Below are 20,409 nucleotides of genomic sequence, written 5' to 3'. Positions count from 1 at the left end.
AAAGTACAGTAAATAAATAAAATTCAGTCCATTAATATTAAAGAAGACCTTTAGCAGCTAAAAAAACACAAACGCTATTAAACGGTTAAACATGTTAAATATTGTTAAATATTAAATTAGTATTTAAAATCATTGACTTTTTAATTTTATTATTTATATTTTTGGCTACCAAACATGAAGATACAACGAAAAATAGCGCATCTCCTGAATATTTCCTGCATCATATGCATGAGTGTTTTGTGCAGCGTTAGTGTTTTCGGTCAGCGTACAGATAGTTCAACCACCAGCATCAGGGCAAAGAAGATCAATAAAACTCCTCAAATTAAAGCCAATGTACCTACTTATAAGCCAAAATATAACCTTGGGTACTTGCAATACAATGATTTAATTTCCGGTAATAAGGGTCTGAATAATGTTAAACAGGAAAAAATACTGGCTGTCTTAAAGGTATATCCAAATCCGGTTGATGATCAGATTAACCTGATTTTACGTATGGACAGGGAATCCAACCTCTCTGTTAAAATTATGGACCTCCTGGGCAATGAAGTGGTGACCCTTTCAAATGAAAGAATCCCTGCGGGGGAACAAACAAAAAGTTACACCATTCCTAACCGGTTAAACAGCGGTATTTATTTTCTAAAAATAATGTCTGGTACCGAGACCGTTGTAAAAAGAATATCTGTTTTATAACCACATCTCTTCCATACAAATTGCTCGCCTCCTATTTCTTTAGTAATTTTGAACATTGAGCCCATCATGGCTTAATCCTTGTTAGTTATTTCAAAAAACACCGATCCCGCATGAAGATAATTGCCATAGGACGCAACTACGCCGAACACGCCAAAGAACTAAACAATCCGATACCTGATAAACCGGTTATATTCTTAAAGCCAGACACCGCTATTTTAAAAGACAACAAACCTTTTTATATTCCGGATTTCTCGTCAGATATTCATTATGAACTTGAAATCGTATTGAAGATCGCTAAGGAAGGTAAACATATAGCGGAAAAATTTGCACACAAATACTACGAAGAGCTAGGTTTAGGCATAGATTTCACTGCCAGAGACATCCAAAATGCGCATAAAGCCAAAGGTCTACCCTGGGAATTGGCAAAGGCATTCGACAATTCTGCAGCTATCAGCAGTTTCATCCCTAAAACGGCTATCGAAGACCTGAATAACCTTAACTTTGAATTAAAGATTAATGCTGAATCCAGGCAACATGGCAATACCAGGAATATTTTATTCTCCTTTGAAAGGATCATCGCTTTTGTGTCTCAATACATTACGCTCAAAAAAGGAGACCTGATCTTTACAGGTACCCCTGAAGGCGTTGGACAGGTAAAACCAGGTGATAAACTGGAAGGCTGGCTGCAGGGGCAACAGCTACTTAATTTTGATATAAAATAGCTTAATGATTAAAAGAAATATACTCATTGCATTTGCAGTTATATTTTCAATAAATGCAAATGGTCAGCAAATATTTAGTGGCAATAAATATCCGCTGGTAGATTTCAGGTCTCCTTTAGACATTGTTCCCCCTGCCCTTGCAGGTTCATTTGGCGAATTAAGGGCCAATCACTTTCACTCGGGGATGGATTACCGCACCAATCAGCGTGAAGGATATCCCGTATATGCCATTGCGGATGGTTACATATCCCGCCTGCGTGTCCAGAACAGCGGCTTTGGTTTGGCACTATATATCAGCCATCCAAATGGATTCACTTCGGTTTACGGACACTTACAACGCTTCAACCCTAAAATAGCACAACAGGTAAAGACTGTTCAGTATCAGAAGAAAACATATGAAATTGATGAGTTCCCAAATTCCATACAAATACCTGTACGCAAAGGAGACATCATAGCCTATACCGGTAATACTGGCAGCTCGGGCGGGCCTCACCTACATTTCGAGATCAGGGATACCAAAACAGAAGCTACAATCAACCCTCAATTATTCGGCCTGGAAATACCTGACAACATACCTCCTGTTATTTATGCTATGTATGTGTATCGCCTGAACAAGAGCCCTTTTAACGAATTTATCCCAAAACAATATTTTCAGGTTGCTGGTAGCGCAGGCAATTACCATCTCAACAAAGTCAACACCATTAATTTAAATGGGGAGGTGGGTTTTGGAATTGTTACCACCGACAAACACAATGGTGCATCCGGAACAAATGGAGTATATTCAATAGAGCTTGAATTAGACGGCAGGCAGGTTTATGCATCCTCCCTCGAAAAATTTTCTTTTGAAAACAGCAAAGGCATTAACTCGCATATAGATTACCCTACCTATCTGAATACAAAACGAAGTATACAAAAGAGCTTTGTAGACCCTGGCAATCCGCTTAAAATTTACAGCAATCTGGTCAACAACGGCCGGATCGAATTTACTGATGGTACACTACACAAACTGAAATATACGGTTACCGATGGTGCAGGCAATAAAAGTATACTGACCTTTAATGTGCAGGCAAATGCCAGTGCGGTAATTCATCCGCCAGCTCTCCCTACCGGCACCTTAAATTTTTCTTATGCAAATCAAAATGAATTTAACAATGATGCCATTAAAGTGATCATTCCAAAAGGAAGTTTATACAACGACCTCAACTTTTTATATAAAAGGTTGCCCAAGCCAATGGGCAATGCCTATTCTGAAATGCACCAGATCCACAACAACCAAACACCCTTGCATATCAGCTTTGAACTATGGATTAAGGCAGACAGCGCCTTAAACAAATACAAAGAAAAAGCACTGATTGTGAACTCCGGCAGGGCATCGCAGGGTGGTTATTTTGAAAATGGATATATAAAGGCTAAACCCCGCAATTTCGGCAGTTTTTTTATTGCCTTAGATACTATCCCTCCCAGCATTATACCTGTTAATATTACTGATGGTAAAAATATGAAGGGCATCAGCAAAATGTCCTTCAAAATAAGGGATAACCTTTCTGGTATTAAAAATTTTAATGGCTACATTGATGGCAAATGGGTATTAATGGAATTTGACACCAAAACGGCATCTTTATGGCATACTTTCGATGATAGAACCCCTCCCGGAAAACATACCCTGGAGGTAATTGTTACTGACATGAAAGATAACAACAGAAATCATACCATTACATTTTATAGATAAATACTATGAGCGAATTAAAAGAAGGCCAGAAAGCTCCAAGCTTTTCCGCAAAAGACCAGAATGGCAACACGGTAACCTTAGCACAGTTTGCCGGCAAAAAAGTTGTACTTTATTTTTACCCTAAAGATGACACTCCCGGTTGTACTGCAGAAGCATGCGATTTCAGAGACAATTACCAGGGATTAACAGCTAAAGGTTATGTTGTTTTGGGGGTAAGTGTGGATGATGAAAAATCACACCATAAGTTTATCACCAAACACAACCTTCCTTTTACGCTGCTTGCTGACACAGACCATAAAATAGTGCAGGCATATGGTGTTTGGGCCGAAAAAAATATGTATGGCAAAAAATACATGGGCACAGTCAGAACTACCTTTATTATCGATGAAGAAGGTAATATTGCGCATATCATTAAAAAAGTGGATACCGCGAATTCAACGGCACAGGTATTGGAATTGGGAAAATAATTTCTGTAAATTCAAAGAATGAAAAGTATCATCAGACTCCTCTACGTATTCGGTATCAGCCTTTTTTCGTTAGTGTCCTTTGCACAAAATAAGATGCAAAGTTTAGATGAGTTGATTGACAAAAACGACCCGGCCTGGCCGCTTGTACAAAAATGGATTGATTCGGCAAAAAATAAAATCGAGATACTGGAAGCAGATTCAACCGAGGCCAGGAATGCCCTTCTGAACACCCAAGTTTCAACATTTTCTACTTTAGGAGCAGTAATTTACAACACCGGCGGAATTATGGTTGACCAGGGATGGCTAAGGATTTTAGGGTCGGGAAATGTAAAACTAAACCGTTCCGTTTCTGGATGGAACAAAGGGAAAACCATAAAAGAATATGGAGATAAGCCCCCTTACCTTTTAGTTGCCGATGATGCTGCAGGCGGTTTCTTTGCCATAAATTACGGCGAGTTTGGAGAAGATTTAAAATCTATTTATTACCTGGCTCCCAATAGTTTGAAATGGGAACCCCTTGAGCTTGGTTATACAGAATTTATCCGCTTTTGTCTTGACGGCAACCTCTCCGAATTTTATAAGCGCCTCCGATGGTCTACATGGGATCAGTTCATTGCCAACCTGGACGGAAATAAATCTTACAGTTTCCGTCCTTACTTATGGACTGAAGGTGGAATGGATATAGAAAAATGCAGTCGTAAACTTGTAAGCACTGAAGAACTTTTCAAGTTCAACCTCAATAAGCAACAGGAACTCCAGGTAAAAAACAACGGCAAATCTGAGTAGCCTCCTTAACTACTGGTTTGCCTGTGCCTTCATGGCAATAACATCTGCTTGCACATTTAAAGCTAATGTTTGCTTTTTTACCAGTAGTTGTATCTTTTCGTAAAGTTCGCTGGCATGAAATGGTTTCGAAATGTAATCATCCATACCAATACTGAGGCATTTTTCTCGTTCTCCTTTAATCGTATGTGCTGTCATGGCCACAATTGGGACATGCTTTTTATCGGATTTCATGCTACGGATATGAATAGCCGTTTCATATCCATCCATTTCGGGCATTTGAAGGTCCATTAAAATAATATCAAAATCCGTATTGGCATATTTATGCAAGGCTATTTTCCCGTTTTCAGCAACCGTAGTATGGTATCCTTTTTTTTGCAGCAACTTGATAACCAACAACTGATTAATGGCATTATCCTCTACGATAAGCACATTGACACCCCTCCCTATTTCTGACTCTTGAGTCAGGCTAAGCGCATTGTGCGCTGATTGTTCCCAGCTCTTGCCGGCATGTGCCTTAAGAAACGACAACCTGAAATAAAACTCAGACCCCTCGTCAGGCATACTTTTCAATTGTATAATGCCATCCTGTAAAGCAATTAAATGCTTTACAATGCTTAGGCCAATTCCTGTACCCCCAAATTTCCGTTTCATATGATTGGTTCCCTGTTCGAATGGATTGAAGATCTTTTCTTGTTTATCTGGAGGTATGCCGATTCCCGTATCTTTGACCCGGAATTCAATAATCACATGATCATCGTGATCTGCGATTGCCCTGGCGGAAATAGAAACCCCACCTTTCTCTGTAAACTTAACTGCATTGGAGGTAAGACTGAGTAGAATTTGAGTAAGCCTTACCGAATCGCCATAGATAGCATCAGGAATATCAGGATCAATGGTATAGCTCAGTCCTATTTCTTTTAACCTGGCATTAGATTCCATCAGCATACAAATGGACTGAATGGTATCTCTTAAATTAAAAGGAAGACAAACGAAACTGATCTCTCCGGTTTCGATATTTGCAAAATCCAGAATGTCATTTAAGGTAACCAATAAGTGATCGCCCGATTTGATGATCATTTTAATAGATTCAACCTGTTCCTTTTCTTTCAAAGACTCCTGAAGATGTCTTGCGAAACCCAATATTGCATTCATCGGCGTCCGGATCTCGTGGCTCATGTTGACCAGAAAGTACTGTTTTACCTTTTCATAATGTGCAGCCCTCTCCTGCTCCTGTGCCAAACTCACACTTATGCGTTCTACCTCATTGGCTTGATGTTCCAGTTTAACCGCCAGCTCGTTAAAAGCCCATGCCAGTATATTAATTTCATGTTTTGCATAAGCATCCACCCTGGTTTTCAGCGCACCATTTTTAATTTCCCCAGCTCCTGTTACGATGTCTGCGATCCCTTTTTTAAGGCTTGCCTTTATAGAAAATGCAAGAATTGCCGCAACCATACCAGCGGTCAAGGATAACGCAAAGATATAACCTGTTGCAGATACCGGCGAAAACCATAAGACATAACATTCACTTATGACTATCGCAGCAACAAAGCCTGTTATGCAATGCAATCGTTTTGAAATAGGTATATCATTCAACCTCCTGAATAAAACAGAAATGAACATAGACAAGCTCGTTAATAGTTTTAAAATCCCCTATATTTTACAATGAAAATAAAAGTAACCTTTTAGACAGTAATACATATGCTATTATGTCTGTTCATTTTGTTCAAATATTGGCGTTAATCATAAAACAATAAGGGAGATTCTTAATGGAATCTCCCTTATTGTATAAAAATAATAGTTGCTTATGCGCGTTTTAGTTTGTGCCCGGCAACTGCATAGTACCAAATGAATACGTAACAAGGAACCATGATCCAATAGGCATGCTGAGGATTTACAATATCTGCCAGATAACCGTAAAACAATGGTATTATTGCACCTCCGGCAATCCCCATAATTAGTAAAGAAGCACCAGTCTTGGTAAATCTACCTAATCCGGCAATAGCTAAGGGCCATATGGCTGGCCACATCAGGGAATTAGCCAGTCCTAATAGAGAGATAAACAATACAGATACGTAACCTTCTGTAAAAATAGCGACGAGAGATAAAATAACACCCAGAATTGCCGAAGTCTTAAGTGCCGTTTGCTGGGTAAAATATTTTGGGATGCATAAAATCCCAATGATATAACCCAAAATCATACTCACTAGTGTGTAGGTAGTGAAAAATTTGGCTGTAGATAACGCAATACCCTGCGATGATCCGTAACTGATAACAGTATCACCTGCCATCACCTCAACACCAACATATAAGAAGAGCGTTAACACGCCCAGCAACAAATGCGGAAACTGCATGATACTTGTTTTATTGCTATTCGCAAGAGCAACTTCTTCATCCTCCTGATCAGTATCTATTTCTGGGAGGGTAGAAAAATAAACAAGCACTGAAAGAATAACAAGAACGGTAATAATAGCTGCATAAGGTAAAATCACCTTATGTGCGAGGGCATCCAGTTCAAGCGCTTTTTCAGTAAGATTCATATTTGCTATCCTTGCCGTTACGCCGTCTGCATCCTTCAAAGTAACGGCACCTAATAAAATTGGAGCAATAGCGCCCGCAACTTTATTACAAATACCCATGATACTGATGCGTTTAGCAGCACTTTCAGCCGGTCCCAGAATTGTAATGTATGGATTTGAGGCAGTCTGTAGCACAGTTAAACCTGTTCCCTGTATAAATAGTCCAAGAAGAAAAAGTGAATAGGTACGGGTTAATGCCGCTGGAATAAATATTAAAGCACCCACAGCCATAATCACCAATCCAACTGCCATTCCCTTTTTAAAGCCAGTCTTCTTAAGTACCCAGGCTGATGGAAGTGCCATTACAATATAAGCGATGTAAAAGGCAAACGCGACCAGGTAAGATTCAAAGTTGCTCAATTCACAGGCTATTTTTAAATAAGGTATTAGAACTGAATTTAGCCACGTAACGAATCCGAACACAAAGAATAAAGCACCTATTATAAAAATAGGACTTGATGATTTTTTAGTTGTCATAATGGTTATGTAATGATTTAATTTTAGGTTTAAATTTAAGGAACTGACTTTTTTAACTATTTTAAAAACTTGAAGCTCTAAAAATATAAAATTTCATGGAATTCCTTGCGTAATTAACTTTTTTAACGCAAACGTTTGTTCAGAACAAAAAACCTGTGAAATATCGAATAGAATTTGTCCAGTCCTGCTGAAGTTTGAGACATAATAGCTTAAGCCCAAAGTATTTTTAATTACATTTGTGCTATTAATCAACAACCCCAATTAATGAAACATACAATTAATGAATTAGAAGATATCGCTGCTCAGGTAAGAAGGGATATCGTTAGAATGGTACATGCCTGCCAATCGGGCCACCCTGGAGGATCATTAGGATGTGCAGATTTTATGACTGCATTGTATTTTGAAATCATGAACCACTCTACTGATTTTAAAATGGACGGAAAAGGCGAAGACTTGTTTTTTCTTTCGAACGGACACATTTCACCTGTCTTTTACAGTGTTTTGGCAAGATCAGGTTATTTTGAAGTAAGTGAACTTGCTACTTTCAGAAAATTAAATTCAAGGTTACAAGGACACCCGACTACCCACGAAGGACTTCCAGGCGTGAGAATTGCTTCTGGCTCTTTAGGTCAGGGCATGTCAGTAGCTATTGGCGCAGCACAGGCAAAAAAGCTGAATAAAGATCATTCAATTATATATTCTTTACACGGAGACGGCGAGTTACAGGAAGGCCAGAACTGGGAAGCCATCATGTATGCTCCCTTTAATAAAATAGATAACCTGATTTCAACTGTTGATTATAACGGACAACAAATTGATGGCCCGACTGAAAAAGTATTGTCACTGGAAAACCTGCAGGCCAAATTTGAAGCCTTTGGCTGGCATGTGATCAATTCTGATGGCAATGACATGGATTCCATTGTTAAAGCATTGCACTATGCAAAGTCACTAACCGGTAAAGGAAAGCCAATACTAAACTTGATGAGTACACAAATGGGCTATGGTGTTGATTTCATGATGGGATCCCATAAATGGCATGGTGTTGCTCCTAACGATGAACAACTTGCTGCGTCACTGGCTCAATTAAGTAGTACCCTAAAAGATTATTAAGAATGAAGAAGTATACATACACTGAAAAAAAAGATACGCGTTCTGGTTTCGGAGCTGGATTGCTTGAAGCGGGAAAAAAGAATCCTGAAGTAGTAGCACTTTGTGCTGACCTGGTAGGTTCGCTAAAAATGGATGCCTTTATTAAGGAATTTCCTGAACGTTTTTTCCAGATTGGTATTGCCGAGGCCAATATGATTGGTATTGCAGCTGGTTTGACCATAGGCGGCAAAATTCCTTTTACAGGAACGTTTGCTAACTTTTCTACCGGAAGGGTTTACGACCAGATTCGCCAGTCGGTTGCTTATTCTGATAAAAATGTTAAGATCTGTGCTTCTCATGCTGGTTTAACCCTTGGTGAAGATGGAGCAACACACCAGATCCTGGAGGATATAGGTTTAATGAAAATGCTGCCAGGAATGACGGTAATCAATACCTGTGATTATAACCAGACTAAAGCCGCTACAATTGCTATAGCGGAATACCATGGCCCGGTTTACCTGCGTTTTGGTCGCCCGGTGATTCCTGTATTTACAGATCCTGATCAGAAATTTGAAATTGGTAAGGCCTGGATGGTAAATGAAGGCACAGATGTAACCATTATAGCCACAGGCCACATGGTTTGGAAAGCTATTGAAGCAGGTGAGAAACTTGCGGAACTGGGTATTGATGCCGAAATTATAAATATCCACACGATTAAACCTTTGGACGAAGCGGCAGTCTTGAATTCAGTGAAGAAAACCGGCTGTGTGGTTACCTGCGAGGAACATAATAAATATGGTGGTTTAGGAGAAAGCGTTGCCAGGTTACTTTCAACCGAGCTGCCTACGCCACAGGAATTTGTTGCTGTAAACGATAGTTTTGGGGAAAGCGGAACGCCTGATCAATTGATGACCAAGTACGGATTAGATAGTGTAAACATTGTTGAAGCTGTACAAAAGGTAATCAAGAGAGCCAAAAAATAATAAAGCAACAACAAAACAATAATGAAGCAGGTTGAAGATTCAGAGATTTTAGAGAAATTCTCCAATATAAAAACTCGGGATGAAGCCTTCAACCTGCTTCTCACCAAATACCAGCAAAAGATATATTGGCACATCAGACGGCTGGTGATCGATCATGATGACGCCGATGATCTGGTTCAAGACACTTTTATAAAGGTTTGGAAGAACCTGGAAAAATTCCGCAGCGACTCACAGCTTTATACCTGGGTTTACAGGATTGCCACCAATGAGTCTATTACTTTTTTAAATAAAAAGAAACAACGCAACAATACACCTTTAGATGAGGTATCCGCAGGGCTTTCAGAAACACTCATCGCATCTTCCTATTTTAACGGCGACAAGGTCCAGTTAAAACTACAGCAAGCTTTACTTACCCTGCCCGAAAAACAGCGTCTGATATTTAACATGAAGTATTTTGATGAACTTAAATATGAGGAAATTTCAGAAATAACCGGAACGAGCGTAGGTGCTTTAAAAGCCTCTTTTCACATTGCCGTAAAGAAAATTGAAGTTTTTATGCTAAATGAAGACATTACCTTTTAAACCTTTTGAGCTATAATGTATCAATATATTTGAGATGGATGAGAATTTAATAGAAACTGGCTTTACCACTCCGGAAAACTACTTTAGTGAGCTGACCAATAACATACAGGCTAGGGTCTTATCGGAGCGGATCAGTGCTGTTGCACCTAACGACGGTTACACAGTTCCTGATGGTTATTTTGAACAATTACGGATGAATATCGAACTCCGTACGCTTAAGGAAAGAAAGGTGATTCGTTTATGGCGATCAAGTTTGTTAAAATATGCGTCCGCTGCTTGTTTTATCCTGTTAAGTGCTGTTGGCTTTTATTTTTACGAACTGCAGCAACCCGACAAAAAAATAGTTTACAGAGATTTTGCAACAGAGCAGCTACTATACGATATAGATGAACAGATCATTATAGATCACATCGAGGCCAACGATTTACAACAAATAAATCCAGCGGTTACTGAGGGAGCACTGGAAAATTATATCCTTAACAATTACACGCAAACTGACATTGCTTCGGGTTTATAAATATCATCAAGATGAAACACCTAATTATTGCTTTTCTATTTATGTTCCCCATCATAGCCTCGGCACAAAAGTACGGAGAACGTAACGCTGAAATTGAGTCCTACAAAATAGCTTACTTAACCCAAAAACTTGATCTTTCGAGCGAAGAAGCCAAAATTTTCTGGCCCATTTATAACGACTGGCAAAAGGAGCAAACTGCATTGCGTAAAGAGCGTGTACAGAAGATGATCAGCTTTAGAAAACTCACTGAGATTGAAGCACTATCCGACACTGAAGTACAGAACCTGATTGTAAATGATTTTAGCATCAAACAGCGTGAATTGAATCTGGAAAAGAAATATTATTACCGTTTAAAATCTAACTTACCAATTAAAACAATTGGCAAGTTTTACCGCGCACAGGAGGCTTTTAAAAAGGAGATTTTAGCCAAATACAGATTTAACAACAGACCGCAGCCAAATTAATTTTGTATTTTTGGCCATGCTTACACAACGCCAATTATTTCTGCAACATAATGCCCAGACTACTTTAGAACCCCTTCTTTTAGAATTCAACAAAGCCCGGGGAATGTATTTATATGACACTGCAGGCAAAAAGTATATGGACTTAATTGCTGGCATTGGCGTAAGTAATGTTGGTCATTGCCATCCCACTGTTGTGCGTGCTGTACAACAACAAGCAGAACGCTATATGCACATCATGGTATATGGCGAATTTGTACAAAGCCCCCAGGTAAATTTTGCAAAGGCACTTGCGGGCATTTTACCCGGGAACCTCAATAGCACTTATTTTGTAAATTCGGGAGCAGAAGCTGTTGAAGGTGCCATGAAACTGGCTAAAAGATACACCAATCGTTCAGAGATCATTGCCTGTCATCATTCTTATCATGGCAGTACACAGGGGGCTTTAAGCCTGATGGGCAATGAGGCATTTAAACAGGCCTACAGGCCACTTTTACCGGGTGTCAGATTCATAAATTACAATGCCGTTGTTGACCTCGACCTGATTACACCCGATACTGCTGCAGTTTTTGTAGAAACCATCCAGGGTGAGGCAGGAATAAGAGTGGCTGATCAATCTTATTTCGAAGCGTTGAGAAAAAAATGTACAGAAACCGGAACCTTATTGGTATTGGATGAAATACAATGTGGCTTTGGGCGGACAGGTAAAATGTTTGGTTTTGAACATTTTGGCATTGTTCCGGATATTTTGCTGCTGGCAAAAGGTATTGGTGGCGGCATGCCCATTGGTGCTTTTATCAGCTCCAGGGAGATCATGATTTCGTTGGCAACGAACCCTATACTTGGCCATATTACTACTTTTGGGGGGCATCCCGTGAGCTGTGCAGCGGGCCTGGCAACCTTACAAACCATCTGCAAGGAAAATATCGTTGCTGGTGTTACCGCAAAAGGAGAATTGTTCAAAAAACTACTGGTCCACCCTGCAATAAAAGCAATACGTGGCAAAGGGCTGATGATCGCCATAGAGTTTGAAAGTTTTGAGCTAAATAAAAAGATTATCGATGCCTGTATTGCTGATGGGATAATTAGTGACTGGTTTTTACATTGCAGTAATTCTATGCGTATAGCGCCTCCACTAATCATTACGGAAGAAGAAATAGCAAGGGCCTGCAGCATTATATTAAAGAACATTAGCGAAATAACCGCTTAACTCATTTTTTGTCTTTTGATAAGATAGGCTTGTAATATCGGGTAAAAGCCCTGTGCAATGTCCGCATCGACCATATCAATCTTATATTGGGTACATTTGAGCTGAATAGCCTGTCGATACTCCTGCATTTTTATAAGATAGGCATCTTTAACCTTTGACGCATGCGTTTTCAGCGTAGCTCCGGTTTCCATATCAACAAACTGATAAGGCCGGTTTTCAAAATTAAAATCTACTTCTCTCCCCTTCTCTGTTACATTGAAAATAATAACTTCATGCTTGTTGAACTTCAAATGCTGAAGTGCCGAAAATAAACCTTCGATATGATGCGCCTCATGTACTGTGTTTAGCATATCGCTGAATACAACCACCAAAGAACGCTTGTGAATCAATTCCGCTATCTGGTGCAGCGCCTGTTCAAGATTGGTTTTTACATTCATTTGTTCTGCCTTTAATATTTCCTCCAATCGGGCGAACAGATACTTTTGATGGGTAGTGGTTGATTTTGCAGGTGTATTCAACACCAGGTGGTCGGTGAAAAGGCTCAAGCCAAAGGCATCACGCTGCCTTTTTAACAAATAGATCAATGCCGCAACTGCCTGTACAGAAAAATTAAGCTTATTGTACGCCTTTAAAGGAAAGTACATCGACGAAGAAACATCGACAATAAACTGGCAGCGCAGGTTGGTTTCTTCCTCGTATCGTTTGCTGAAGAGCTTATCTGTCCGTGCATAGAGTTTCCAATCTATGTTTTTAACATTATCTCCTACATTGTAAAGTCTATGTTCTGCAAATTCAACAGAGAAACCATGGAAGGGACTTTTATGTAATCCTGTAATAAAACCTTCAACTACCTGGCGGGCCAGTAATTCAAGATTGCCGTTAAAATGTAAAATCGTTTCATCAATTGGCGACTGCATCCTGTAAATATAAAAAAAGCGTTCCTAATTTTTAGGAACGCTTTTTCACTAGTATATTGTTTTGTTGTTACAACTGTTTATCTAATTTTTGAGCCAGGACCGATTTAGGTACTGCTCCAACTTGTTTATCTACTACTTCTCCATTTTTGAAGTACAATAAAGCCGGAATATTTCGGATGCCAAATTGCGTAGAGATTTGAGGATTGTTATCAACATTCACTTTTCCTACCAAAGCTTTTCCTTCGTATTCTTTTGAGATTTCATCTACTACCGGACCTACCATGCGACATGGACCACACCATTCTGCCCAAAAGTCAACTAAAACGGGTTTATCTGATTTTAATACTAATTCCTCGAAGTTAGCATCTGTGATTTCTAAAGCCATAATTCTATTTTTTATATTAGTTATCTTAGTTCGAGTGCCCGAGCATGACATGTAGCTCTTGCAGACTACAAATATATCATCAATTGTAATGCCATCAAGCTGCCCAATGCCATTATGACATTAGTTCAACTTAGAACTCACATTTAAAGCAGCCAATTGACTTAAAAAATCGTTTGTAGGATTGATCTTTAACGATTTTGAAGGCAATTTGACCATCACGTTTTGCTCTCTGTCGTATACATCAAACAACAATTGACAATTTTGTTGCTCGGTAGTTGCTTTATTATTTTCGAGAATGGCGAGGATCTGTCCCATAAAATCATCATTAACACGCTCAATAGGTACCTGAATCGTGACGCTTTTAGCCAGTTTGTCCCTTAATTCAGACAATAAGTTAATAGAAGTAATCTTAAACTCCCAATCACCTTCTTTTCTAAACCGTTCTCCTACCCTTCCACGAATTTGCAGGAAATAACCATCCGTTAAAAACTGCTTAAACTTAATAAAGTCGTCGCCAAACAGTGCAAGCTCGCAGGTATCATCATAATCCTCAAATACCAGTGTTCCAAAAGGCTTACCCGTTTTTGTCATGCGCTGTGCCGCTACTACTACCAGGCCACCTACTACAAGCTCCCGGTTTTTTATACCCTCAAATTCCGCAAGTACCTCTTCATTGGTATCTCCTGCCCTTATTTTATTGACCAGCGAGAGGTGATTTACTTTGTGCTGGCAAAATTCTTTTAATTCAAGTTTGTAATTATCCAGTGGATGTCCTGATAAAAATATCCCAATTGCATCTTTTTCATATTTCAGTTTATCAATTAAACTCCATTCGGGAGCAACAGGTAAAGCCGGTTCCAATATCAGGTCAGCCACAGAGCCACCAAACAAGGAAGATTGTGAAGAAGATTCATTATTCTGAAAATCATTGGCATATTTAATCACCTTTTCTATGCCATTCATCTTATCGTTAATGCCGACAAAGAAATATTGCGCACGGTGATTGCCAAAGGTGTCAAAAGTGCCGCTGTATACAAAGCTTTCATAGGCTTTCTTATTTACCGTACGGGTGTTAGACCTTCTGGCAAAATCGTAAAGGTCTTTGTACATACCTTTTTCCTGTCTGTCTTCAATGATACTTTCTACAGCCTTTTCACCCACTCCCTTGATACCTGACAAACCGAAACGAACTTCGCCCTGCGCATTCACGGAGAATTTAATTTCAGACTCATTTACATCGGGGCCCAAAACCTGAACGCCCATTTGTTTACACTCTTCCATAAAGAAAGCCACCTGTTTAATGTCGCTCATGTTATTAGACAGTACAGCCGCCATATATTCTGCGGGGAAATGCGCTTTTAAATAAGCTGTCTGATAAGCAATCCAGGCATAGCAGGTAGAATGCGATTTGTTAAACGCATAAGAGGCAAAAGCTTCCCAGTCTTTCCAGATTTTCTCTAAAACGACCGGATCATGGCCTTTTGTTGCCGCCTGTTTTACAAACTTTGGCTTCATCTTATCCAGTACATCCTTTTGTTTTTTACCCATGGCCTTACGCAAAACATCAGCTTCACCTTTGGTAAACCCGGCAAGCTTTTGCGACAAGAGCATCACCTGCTCCTGATATACCGTAATCCCATAAGTTTCCTTCAAATATTCCTCGCAGGCATCCAGGTCATACTTGATTTCTTCTTCTCCATTTTTTCTGCGTACAAAGCTTGGAATATATTCCAGCGGACCTGGCCTGTACAACGCATTCATGGCAATCAAATCACCAAAAACCGTAGGCTTCAGCTCTTTCATGTATTTCTGCATACCTGTACTCTCATATTGGAAAATACCAATAGTTTCCCCCCGTTGGAAAAGCTCATAGGTCCTTTCGTCGTCTATCGGGAAATTATCAGGGTCGAGGTCTATATGGTGTCTTGATTTAACCAGTTTAACGGTATCCTTAATCAGTGTCAGGGTTTTTAAGCCAAGGAAATCCATTTTCAGCAGCCCCGCACTTTCTACTACCGAATTGTCAAATTGGGTAACATACAGGTCTGAATCCTTTGCAGTGGCTACAGGGACAAAATTAGTAATGTCGCTTGGCGTAATAATTACTCCGCAGGCATGGATACCTGTATTCCTTAAGGATCCCTCTAAAATCTGGGCTTGTTCAAGCGTTTTGGCACCTAAATCTTTAGCTCCTGCCAGAACCTTAAGCTCCAGAATTTTTTCATATTCATCTGCGCGAAGCGCTTCTTTTAAACTTTTTTCATCCAGGGTAAAAATTTTCGCCAGCTTCATATTTGGAATCAGCTTGGCAATCTTTTCTGCTTCAAACAAAGGCAGGTCAAGTACACGGGCCGTATCTTTTACAGAAGATTTAGCAGCCATAGTTCCATAAGTGATGATCTGAGCTACCTGATTGGATCCATATTTTTTAATCACGTAGTCCATCACCCTGCCACGCCCCTCATCATCAAAGTCGATATCAATATCAGGCATGGATACCCGGTCAGGATTAAGGAAACGTTCAAACAGGAGATCATATTTGATCGGATCTATATTGGTGATCCCTAAACAATAGGCTACTGCAGAACCGGCTGCAGAGCCCCTGCCTGGCCCCACAGAAACATCCAGGTTTCGTGCTTCAGCAATGAAATCCTGTACAATCAGGAAATATCCAGGATAGCCGGTTTTTTCAATCGTCTGCAATTCAAAATCCAGTCGTTCTATAATATCAGCTGTAATTTCTCCATACCTCTTTTTGGCCCCAACATAGGTAAGATGCCGCAGGAATTTGTTCTCCCCTCTCTTTCCCCCATCTTCATCATCGTCCTTCACTAAAAACTCTTCAGGGATATCAAACTTCGGCAAAAGCACCTCACGGGCTAATTTATAGATCTCAATTTTATCTATGACTTCCTGAATATTCAGAATGGCCTCAGGTAAATCTGTAAACAGATTTTTCATTTCATCAGGCGATTTGAAATAATACTCCTGATTAGGCAGGCCAAACCTAAAACCACGGCCCCGTCCTATAGGTGTTGCTTGTTTCTCCCCGTCCTTAACACATAACAGGATATCATGTGCATTGGCATCCTTTTTATTGATATAGTAAGTATTGTTGGTAGCAACTAACTTAACCTCGTGTTTTTTTGCAAGCGTTACCAACGAAGTATTTACTATGTCTTCATCTTCCTGCCTGTGCCGCATCAGCTCAACATAAAAATCCGCACCAAATTTTGCCTTCCACCAAAGCAAGGCTTCCTCAGCTTGTTTTTCGCCCAGGTTTAATAATTTGCTGGAAATCTCTCCGTACAAGTTACCGGACAATACGATGATGTCATCTTTATATTGCTCTATAACAGCTTTGTCTATCCTTGGGATATAATAAAATCCTTTGGTATAGGCAATAGATGACATTTTAGCCAGGTTATGGTAACCAGCTTTATTTTTTGCCAGTAAAACTACCTGGTAGCCATTGTCTTTCCTGCTTTTATCTTCATGGTTATCGCAAACAAAGAACTCACAACCCACAATAGGCTTTATAATTTGTTCTTCGGGTAATTCTCCATTTTCAATTGCTGTAGCATTCCTCGCTTCTACCCCTTTATTGTGATTTAGAACCTGACTTACAAAATGAAAAGCACCCATCATATTCGCATGATCTGTCATGGCCACTGCTGGCATTTTATGGGCCGCTGCGGCCTTAATGAGTGAAGGAATGTTAATGGTTGACTGCAGTACAGAGAATTGCGTATGGTTGTGTAAATGGGCAAAACTCGCCGAAGCCAATTCCCGTTTATTCTCCTCAAGCGTACTTTTAGAAACCTTAGGCGCTTCTGTTTGTTGTAAACGCTTTCTGATCTCATCGGAGGCAGATTTAAGATTGACATGATTTAAACCAACACGTTCAAATACCTGGGGTGTACTTTGTTTAAAACGATTGATGTACTGTTGATCGGCCAACAGCTGCTCCGGTCTGAAAACATCTATTTTAATCAGCTGCAGGAAACAACGGGTAGTAGCTTCAACATCGGCTGTAGCATTGTGGGCTTCGGCAAAAGGTTCGCCGAAAAGGTATTGGTGAAGCTCCGTTAAGTTGGGTAATTTAAATTTACCTCCACGACCTCCGGGAAGCTTCAGCAGCTCAGCAGTAACCTCGGTACAGGTATCCAGCACTGGCATTTGTCCCATAGGACTCCCGACACCTAACCGGTGAAACTCACAGCCCATAATGTTTACATCGAAACCTATGTTTTGGCCAACTATAAATTTGGCTTTGGATAAAGCGATATTAAATTTCTCTAACACGGCAGCCAATTCTATCCCCTGCTCAATGGCCAGCTCCGTCGAGATCCCATGGATGCGTTCGGCATCATAAGGGATGTTGAACCCCTCAGGTTTCACCAGGTAATCCTGGTGTTCCATCATATTACCTAACTCATCATGTAATTGCCAGGCAATCTGGATACACCTTGGCCAATTGTCTGTATCCGTAATTGGCGCATTCCAATTACGTGGTAAGCCTGTGGTTTCAGTGTCAAATATTAAATACATAGCAGGTAATTATTCTCTTTCTGGAAATCAAAATGATTGATCAAAAATACGGAATTTTACGAGCTCTTGTAGGCGATGGTTTGAAATTATATACCAAAAGATTTAAACATGTTCTTTTTCAGGCACCTGCTGAATAGCCTTATGTTCCTGCGAAACGAGTTTGGAAGTTGCATAGCCTTTTTTATCGCAACGGTCAATAATTTCTCTCAACAGATCCTGACCCATCTCCGGCTTGCGCGACATAATAAAAAGATATTTATACTTAGGGTGCCCGACTACAACATATGAATAATCATCAGCAAGCTCTATAACCCAGTAATCTTCTTTAAAAGGCCAGACAAACTGAGCTTTGAATATGGCATTGTTAGTCCCTCTTACTACAAAAAGTTTCGACCTGATGTATTTACGCTTTTCCTGACCTATAACCTTATACGTTGTAAACACCGCGTAATATCCATCCGGATGAATTACGTAGGTTTCTACCGTTTCTCTCCAATGTTTATCCATAAAGGTCGGAATAGAATATAGCGGATACCATTTCCCTGCATATGCCATAATATCTACTCGTTGTACAGGTTGGTTATCCATAATTTTCCTCCGATGATCTAGTTATTTGGCAAATGTAAATTCTTTATCATAAAACCCGCAAGGAAGAATAAAGTTTTCAAAACCATTTTTTAAACTCATGTAATTTTATAACTTCGAAGAGAAGGTAACACACATAAAAAAAATTATATGAAGATAACGGTTGTAGGTGCCGGTGCCGTAGGTGCCACTTGTGCAGATAATATTGCAAGAAAAGAATTGGCTGAAGAGCTTATTTTACTGGACATCAAAGAAGGTTTTGCTGAAGGTAAATCAATAGACATGATGCAAACATCAGCTTTATTAGGCTTTGACACAAAAATTAAAGGTGTTACCAATGATTATGCAAGCACTGCAGATTCAGAAGTAGTTGTAATTACTTCAGGATTACCCCGCAAACCAGGTATGACCCGTGAGGAACTGATCGGTACAAATGCAAACATTGTAAAAGGTGTCACTGAAAATATCTTAAAATATTCTCCTAACACGATCATCATTGTGGTTTCCAACCCTATGGATACCATGAACTACCTGACTTTAAAAACATCCGGATTGCCTAAAAATCGTATCCTTGGTATGGGTGGAGCTTTAGACTCTGCAAGATTTAAATATTACCTGAGCCAGGAATTGGGCTGCTCACCTTCCGACCTCAATGCAGTAGTTATTGGTGGACATGGAGATACTACCATGATTCCACTGATTAATCATGCCACATGGAACAGCATCCCTGTTACCCAACTGTTAAGCAAAGAACAACAAGATAAAATTGTGGCTGCTACTATGGTTGGCGGTGCAACTTTAACCGGATTAATTGGCACATCGGCCTGGTATGCTCCGGGTGCAGGCACAGCAGCAATGGTTGAAAGTATTGTGCGTGATGAGAAAAAACTCATTTCATCAGGTGTATATCTGGATGGTGAATATGGTCAAAAAGACATTTCATTAGTGGTTCCCATCATCATTGGTAAAAACGGTGTTGAAAAGATCCTTGATTTTAAACTAACTGATGCTGAACAGGCTAACTTTAATAAGAGCGCTGATGCTGTACGCAACATGAACGCCGTATTAACGGATATGAAATTGGTTTAGATGAGCGCAATTTCCATTCCGCTTACCTTAATAAATTTACAAGACGATGGTTTCCACCTTTTGGTGGAAATTGTTGTTTTTGGACAAAAATTATTGGCTGTAGTCGACACTGGAGCATCCAGGTCTGTTTTTGATAAATCTTTTATCAAAAACCATATCAAAGATCTCGAACATACAGAAGAAAGCCATGCAACCACATTATTTACTACATCAAGTACTTTACAGGCCATAATTCCTAAAATAAAAATAGGCCGCTTAATTTTAAACGACTATGAAACCGTCGCCTTAGATCTGGAGGCGGTGAATCAGGCTTACCAGGGACTGGGACATCCCCCGATTATAGCAATTATCGGAGGTGACCTCTTGCTGAAGTATCAAGCAAAAATTGATTATAAGAAGATGAAGTTATTGCTTTATAAAAGGTAAAAATAACCGTTCTCTTCTGAGGCTGCATGAATTTAATTTTTTCTAACGAAAAAACTAAAATAACGCTATGCCTCTTCAGAGAAGGTAATTTTTAAGAGAAGCAAAATGGTTAAGCATTCGAGTTCCAGATGTACAGATAATTTACGCAAAGGAATATGCAAAAC

Annotated in this window: 19 protein-coding genes; 13 read left to right on the top strand and 6 right to left on the bottom strand. The window is 39.7% G+C overall.

What is annotated here, in order from left to right:
* Positions 1–174: 174 nt before the first annotated feature.
* From R2Q85_RS18130 to R2Q85_RS18110, 5 genes are all read left to right on the top strand, one after another.
* Positions 175–690, top strand: a complete 516-nt coding sequence (locus tag R2Q85_RS18130) for a T9SS type A sorting domain-containing protein (RefSeq protein ID WP_316813197.1) — start codon at positions 175–177, stop codon at positions 688–690.
* Positions 691–800: 110 nt separating this feature from the next.
* Positions 801–1,412 (top strand): fumarylacetoacetate hydrolase family protein, encoded by a 612-nt coding sequence (locus R2Q85_RS18125; protein ID WP_316813196.1) that lies wholly within the window; start codon positions 801–803, stop codon positions 1,410–1,412.
* Between the two features lie 4 nt (positions 1,413–1,416).
* The gene (locus R2Q85_RS18120) at positions 1,417–3,141 is read left to right on the top strand and encodes a M23 family metallopeptidase (RefSeq protein WP_316813195.1); all 1,725 of its coding nucleotides are present in this window, start codon (positions 1,417–1,419) and stop codon (positions 3,139–3,141) included.
* Between the two features lie 5 nt (positions 3,142–3,146).
* A complete protein-coding gene (gene bcp / locus R2Q85_RS18115; RefSeq protein WP_316813194.1) occupies positions 3,147–3,608 on the top strand; it encodes a thioredoxin-dependent thiol peroxidase in 462 nt (153 codons plus the stop codon).
* Between the two features lie 18 nt (positions 3,609–3,626).
* Entirely contained in the window at positions 3,627–4,394 is a 768-nt protein-coding gene (locus R2Q85_RS18110; RefSeq protein WP_316813193.1) for a DUF2625 domain-containing protein, read from the top strand.
* 9 nt (positions 4,395–4,403) lie between these two features.
* Here the strand turns inward: R2Q85_RS18110 and R2Q85_RS18105 are convergent, their stop codons facing one another.
* A complete protein-coding gene (locus tag R2Q85_RS18105; protein WP_316813192.1) occupies positions 4,404–5,963 on the bottom strand; it encodes a response regulator in 1,560 nt (519 codons plus the stop codon).
* A 236-nt stretch (positions 5,964–6,199) separates the two neighbouring features.
* Positions 6,200–7,450 (bottom strand): sugar MFS transporter, encoded by a 1,251-nt coding sequence (locus tag R2Q85_RS18100; RefSeq protein WP_316813191.1) that lies wholly within the window; start codon positions 7,448–7,450, stop codon positions 6,200–6,202.
* Positions 7,451–7,693: 243 nt separating this feature from the next.
* On the opposite strand from R2Q85_RS18100, the gene R2Q85_RS18095 reads away from it, so the two are divergent.
* The 6 genes from R2Q85_RS18095 to R2Q85_RS18070 are packed head-to-tail and all read left to right on the top strand — an operon-like array spanning position 7,694 to position 12,292.
* Positions 7,694–8,560, top strand: coding sequence for a transketolase (locus R2Q85_RS18095; protein WP_316813248.1), 867 nt, complete (start codon positions 7,694–7,696; stop codon positions 8,558–8,560).
* A gap of 2 nt (positions 8,561–8,562) precedes the next feature.
* On the top strand, positions 8,563–9,522 hold the full coding sequence (locus R2Q85_RS18090; protein WP_316813190.1) for a transketolase family protein: 960 nt from the start codon (positions 8,563–8,565) through the stop codon (positions 9,520–9,522).
* 21 nt (positions 9,523–9,543) lie between these two features.
* Positions 9,544–10,104: an RNA polymerase sigma factor gene (locus R2Q85_RS18085; protein ID WP_316813189.1), complete on the top strand. Its 561-nt coding sequence runs from the start codon at positions 9,544–9,546 to the stop codon at positions 10,102–10,104.
* A 34-nt stretch (positions 10,105–10,138) separates the two neighbouring features.
* Positions 10,139–10,621, top strand: a complete 483-nt coding sequence (locus R2Q85_RS18080) for a hypothetical protein (protein ID WP_316813188.1) — start codon at positions 10,139–10,141, stop codon at positions 10,619–10,621.
* Between the two features lie 11 nt (positions 10,622–10,632).
* Positions 10,633–11,085: a hypothetical protein gene (locus R2Q85_RS18075; RefSeq protein ID WP_316813187.1), complete on the top strand. Its 453-nt coding sequence runs from the start codon at positions 10,633–10,635 to the stop codon at positions 11,083–11,085.
* A gap of 16 nt (positions 11,086–11,101) precedes the next feature.
* On the top strand, positions 11,102–12,292 hold the full coding sequence (locus tag R2Q85_RS18070; protein ID WP_316813186.1) for an aspartate aminotransferase family protein: 1,191 nt from the start codon (positions 11,102–11,104) through the stop codon (positions 12,290–12,292).
* On the opposite strand, the gene R2Q85_RS18065 is transcribed toward R2Q85_RS18070, so the two are convergent.
* From R2Q85_RS18065 to R2Q85_RS18050, 4 genes are all read right to left on the bottom strand, one after another.
* Entirely contained in the window at positions 12,289–13,209 is a 921-nt protein-coding gene (locus R2Q85_RS18065) for a DUF58 domain-containing protein (protein ID WP_316813185.1), read from the bottom strand. The two genes, R2Q85_RS18070 and R2Q85_RS18065, sit on opposite strands and share 4 nt — an antisense overlap.
* Positions 13,210–13,276: 67 nt before the next feature.
* Complete coding sequence (gene trxA / locus R2Q85_RS18060) at positions 13,277–13,594, bottom strand: thioredoxin (protein ID WP_410478896.1); 318 nt, start codon at positions 13,592–13,594, stop codon at positions 13,277–13,279.
* A 120-nt stretch (positions 13,595–13,714) separates the two neighbouring features.
* A complete protein-coding gene (gene dnaE / locus R2Q85_RS18055) occupies positions 13,715–18,145 on the bottom strand; it encodes a DNA polymerase III subunit alpha (protein WP_316813184.1) in 4,431 nt (1,476 codons plus the stop codon).
* Positions 18,146–18,247: 102 nt separating this feature from the next.
* Complete coding sequence (locus R2Q85_RS18050; RefSeq protein ID WP_316813183.1) at positions 18,248–18,733, bottom strand: lipocalin family protein; 486 nt, start codon at positions 18,731–18,733, stop codon at positions 18,248–18,250.
* A 147-nt stretch (positions 18,734–18,880) separates the two neighbouring features.
* Between R2Q85_RS18050 and mdh the strand changes: the two genes are divergently transcribed.
* Together mdh and R2Q85_RS18040 are read left to right on the top strand one after the other, a co-directional pair.
* Positions 18,881–19,819 carry a malate dehydrogenase gene (gene mdh / locus R2Q85_RS18045; RefSeq protein WP_316813182.1) on the top strand — a complete coding sequence of 313 codons (939 nt, stop codon included), beginning with the start codon at positions 18,881–18,883 and terminating at the stop codon, positions 19,817–19,819.
* Complete coding sequence (locus R2Q85_RS18040) at positions 19,820–20,245, top strand: aspartyl protease family protein (protein WP_316813181.1); 426 nt, start codon at positions 19,820–19,822, stop codon at positions 20,243–20,245.
* The last annotated feature ends 164 nt before the right edge of the window (positions 20,246–20,409 follow it).

It is taken from the genome of Pedobacter heparinus (assembly GCF_032678725.1).
Taxonomy (GTDB): domain Bacteria; phylum Bacteroidota; class Bacteroidia; order Sphingobacteriales; family Sphingobacteriaceae; genus Pedobacter; species Pedobacter heparinus_A.
Note: the sequence above shows the minus strand (reverse complement) of the source record. Positions and strands in the feature narration are given on the sequence as shown.

Bases quoted from the DNA above. Each gene is read 5' to 3' on its own strand.
- R2Q85_RS18130 (WP_316813197.1), top strand. From the start codon at position 175: ATGAAGATACAACGAAAAATAGCGCATCTCCTGAATATTTCCTGCATC.
- R2Q85_RS18125 (WP_316813196.1), top strand. From the start codon at position 801: ATGAAGATAATTGCCATAGGACGCAACTACGCCGAACACGCCAAAGAA.
- R2Q85_RS18120 (WP_316813195.1), top strand. From the start codon at position 1,417: ATGATTAAAAGAAATATACTCATTGCATTTGCAGTTATATTTTCAATA.
- bcp (WP_316813194.1), top strand. From the start codon at position 3,147: ATGAGCGAATTAAAAGAAGGCCAGAAAGCTCCAAGCTTTTCCGCAAAA.
- R2Q85_RS18110 (WP_316813193.1), top strand. From the start codon at position 3,627: ATGAAAAGTATCATCAGACTCCTCTACGTATTCGGTATCAGCCTTTTT.
- R2Q85_RS18100 (WP_316813191.1), bottom strand. From the start codon at position 7,450: ATGACAACTAAAAAATCATCAAGTCCTATTTTTATAATAGGTGCTTTA.
- R2Q85_RS18090 (WP_316813190.1), top strand. From the start codon at position 8,563: ATGAAGAAGTATACATACACTGAAAAAAAAGATACGCGTTCTGGTTTC.
- R2Q85_RS18085 (WP_316813189.1), top strand. From the start codon at position 9,544: ATGAAGCAGGTTGAAGATTCAGAGATTTTAGAGAAATTCTCCAATATA.
- R2Q85_RS18080 (WP_316813188.1), top strand. From the start codon at position 10,139: ATGGATGAGAATTTAATAGAAACTGGCTTTACCACTCCGGAAAACTAC.
- R2Q85_RS18075 (WP_316813187.1), top strand. From the start codon at position 10,633: ATGAAACACCTAATTATTGCTTTTCTATTTATGTTCCCCATCATAGCC.
- R2Q85_RS18070 (WP_316813186.1), top strand. From the start codon at position 11,102: ATGCTTACACAACGCCAATTATTTCTGCAACATAATGCCCAGACTACT.
- R2Q85_RS18065 (WP_316813185.1), bottom strand. From the start codon at position 13,209: ATGCAGTCGCCAATTGATGAAACGATTTTACATTTTAACGGCAATCTT.
- trxA (WP_410478896.1), bottom strand. From the start codon at position 13,594: ATGGCTTTAGAAATCACAGATGCTAACTTCGAGGAATTAGTATTAAAA.
- dnaE (WP_316813184.1), bottom strand. From the start codon at position 18,145: ATGTATTTAATATTTGACACTGAAACCACAGGCTTACCACGTAATTGG.
- R2Q85_RS18050 (WP_316813183.1), bottom strand. From the start codon at position 18,733: ATGGATAACCAACCTGTACAACGAGTAGATATTATGGCATATGCAGGG.
- mdh (WP_316813182.1), top strand. From the start codon at position 18,881: ATGAAGATAACGGTTGTAGGTGCCGGTGCCGTAGGTGCCACTTGTGCA.
- R2Q85_RS18040 (WP_316813181.1), top strand. From the start codon at position 19,820: ATGAGCGCAATTTCCATTCCGCTTACCTTAATAAATTTACAAGACGAT.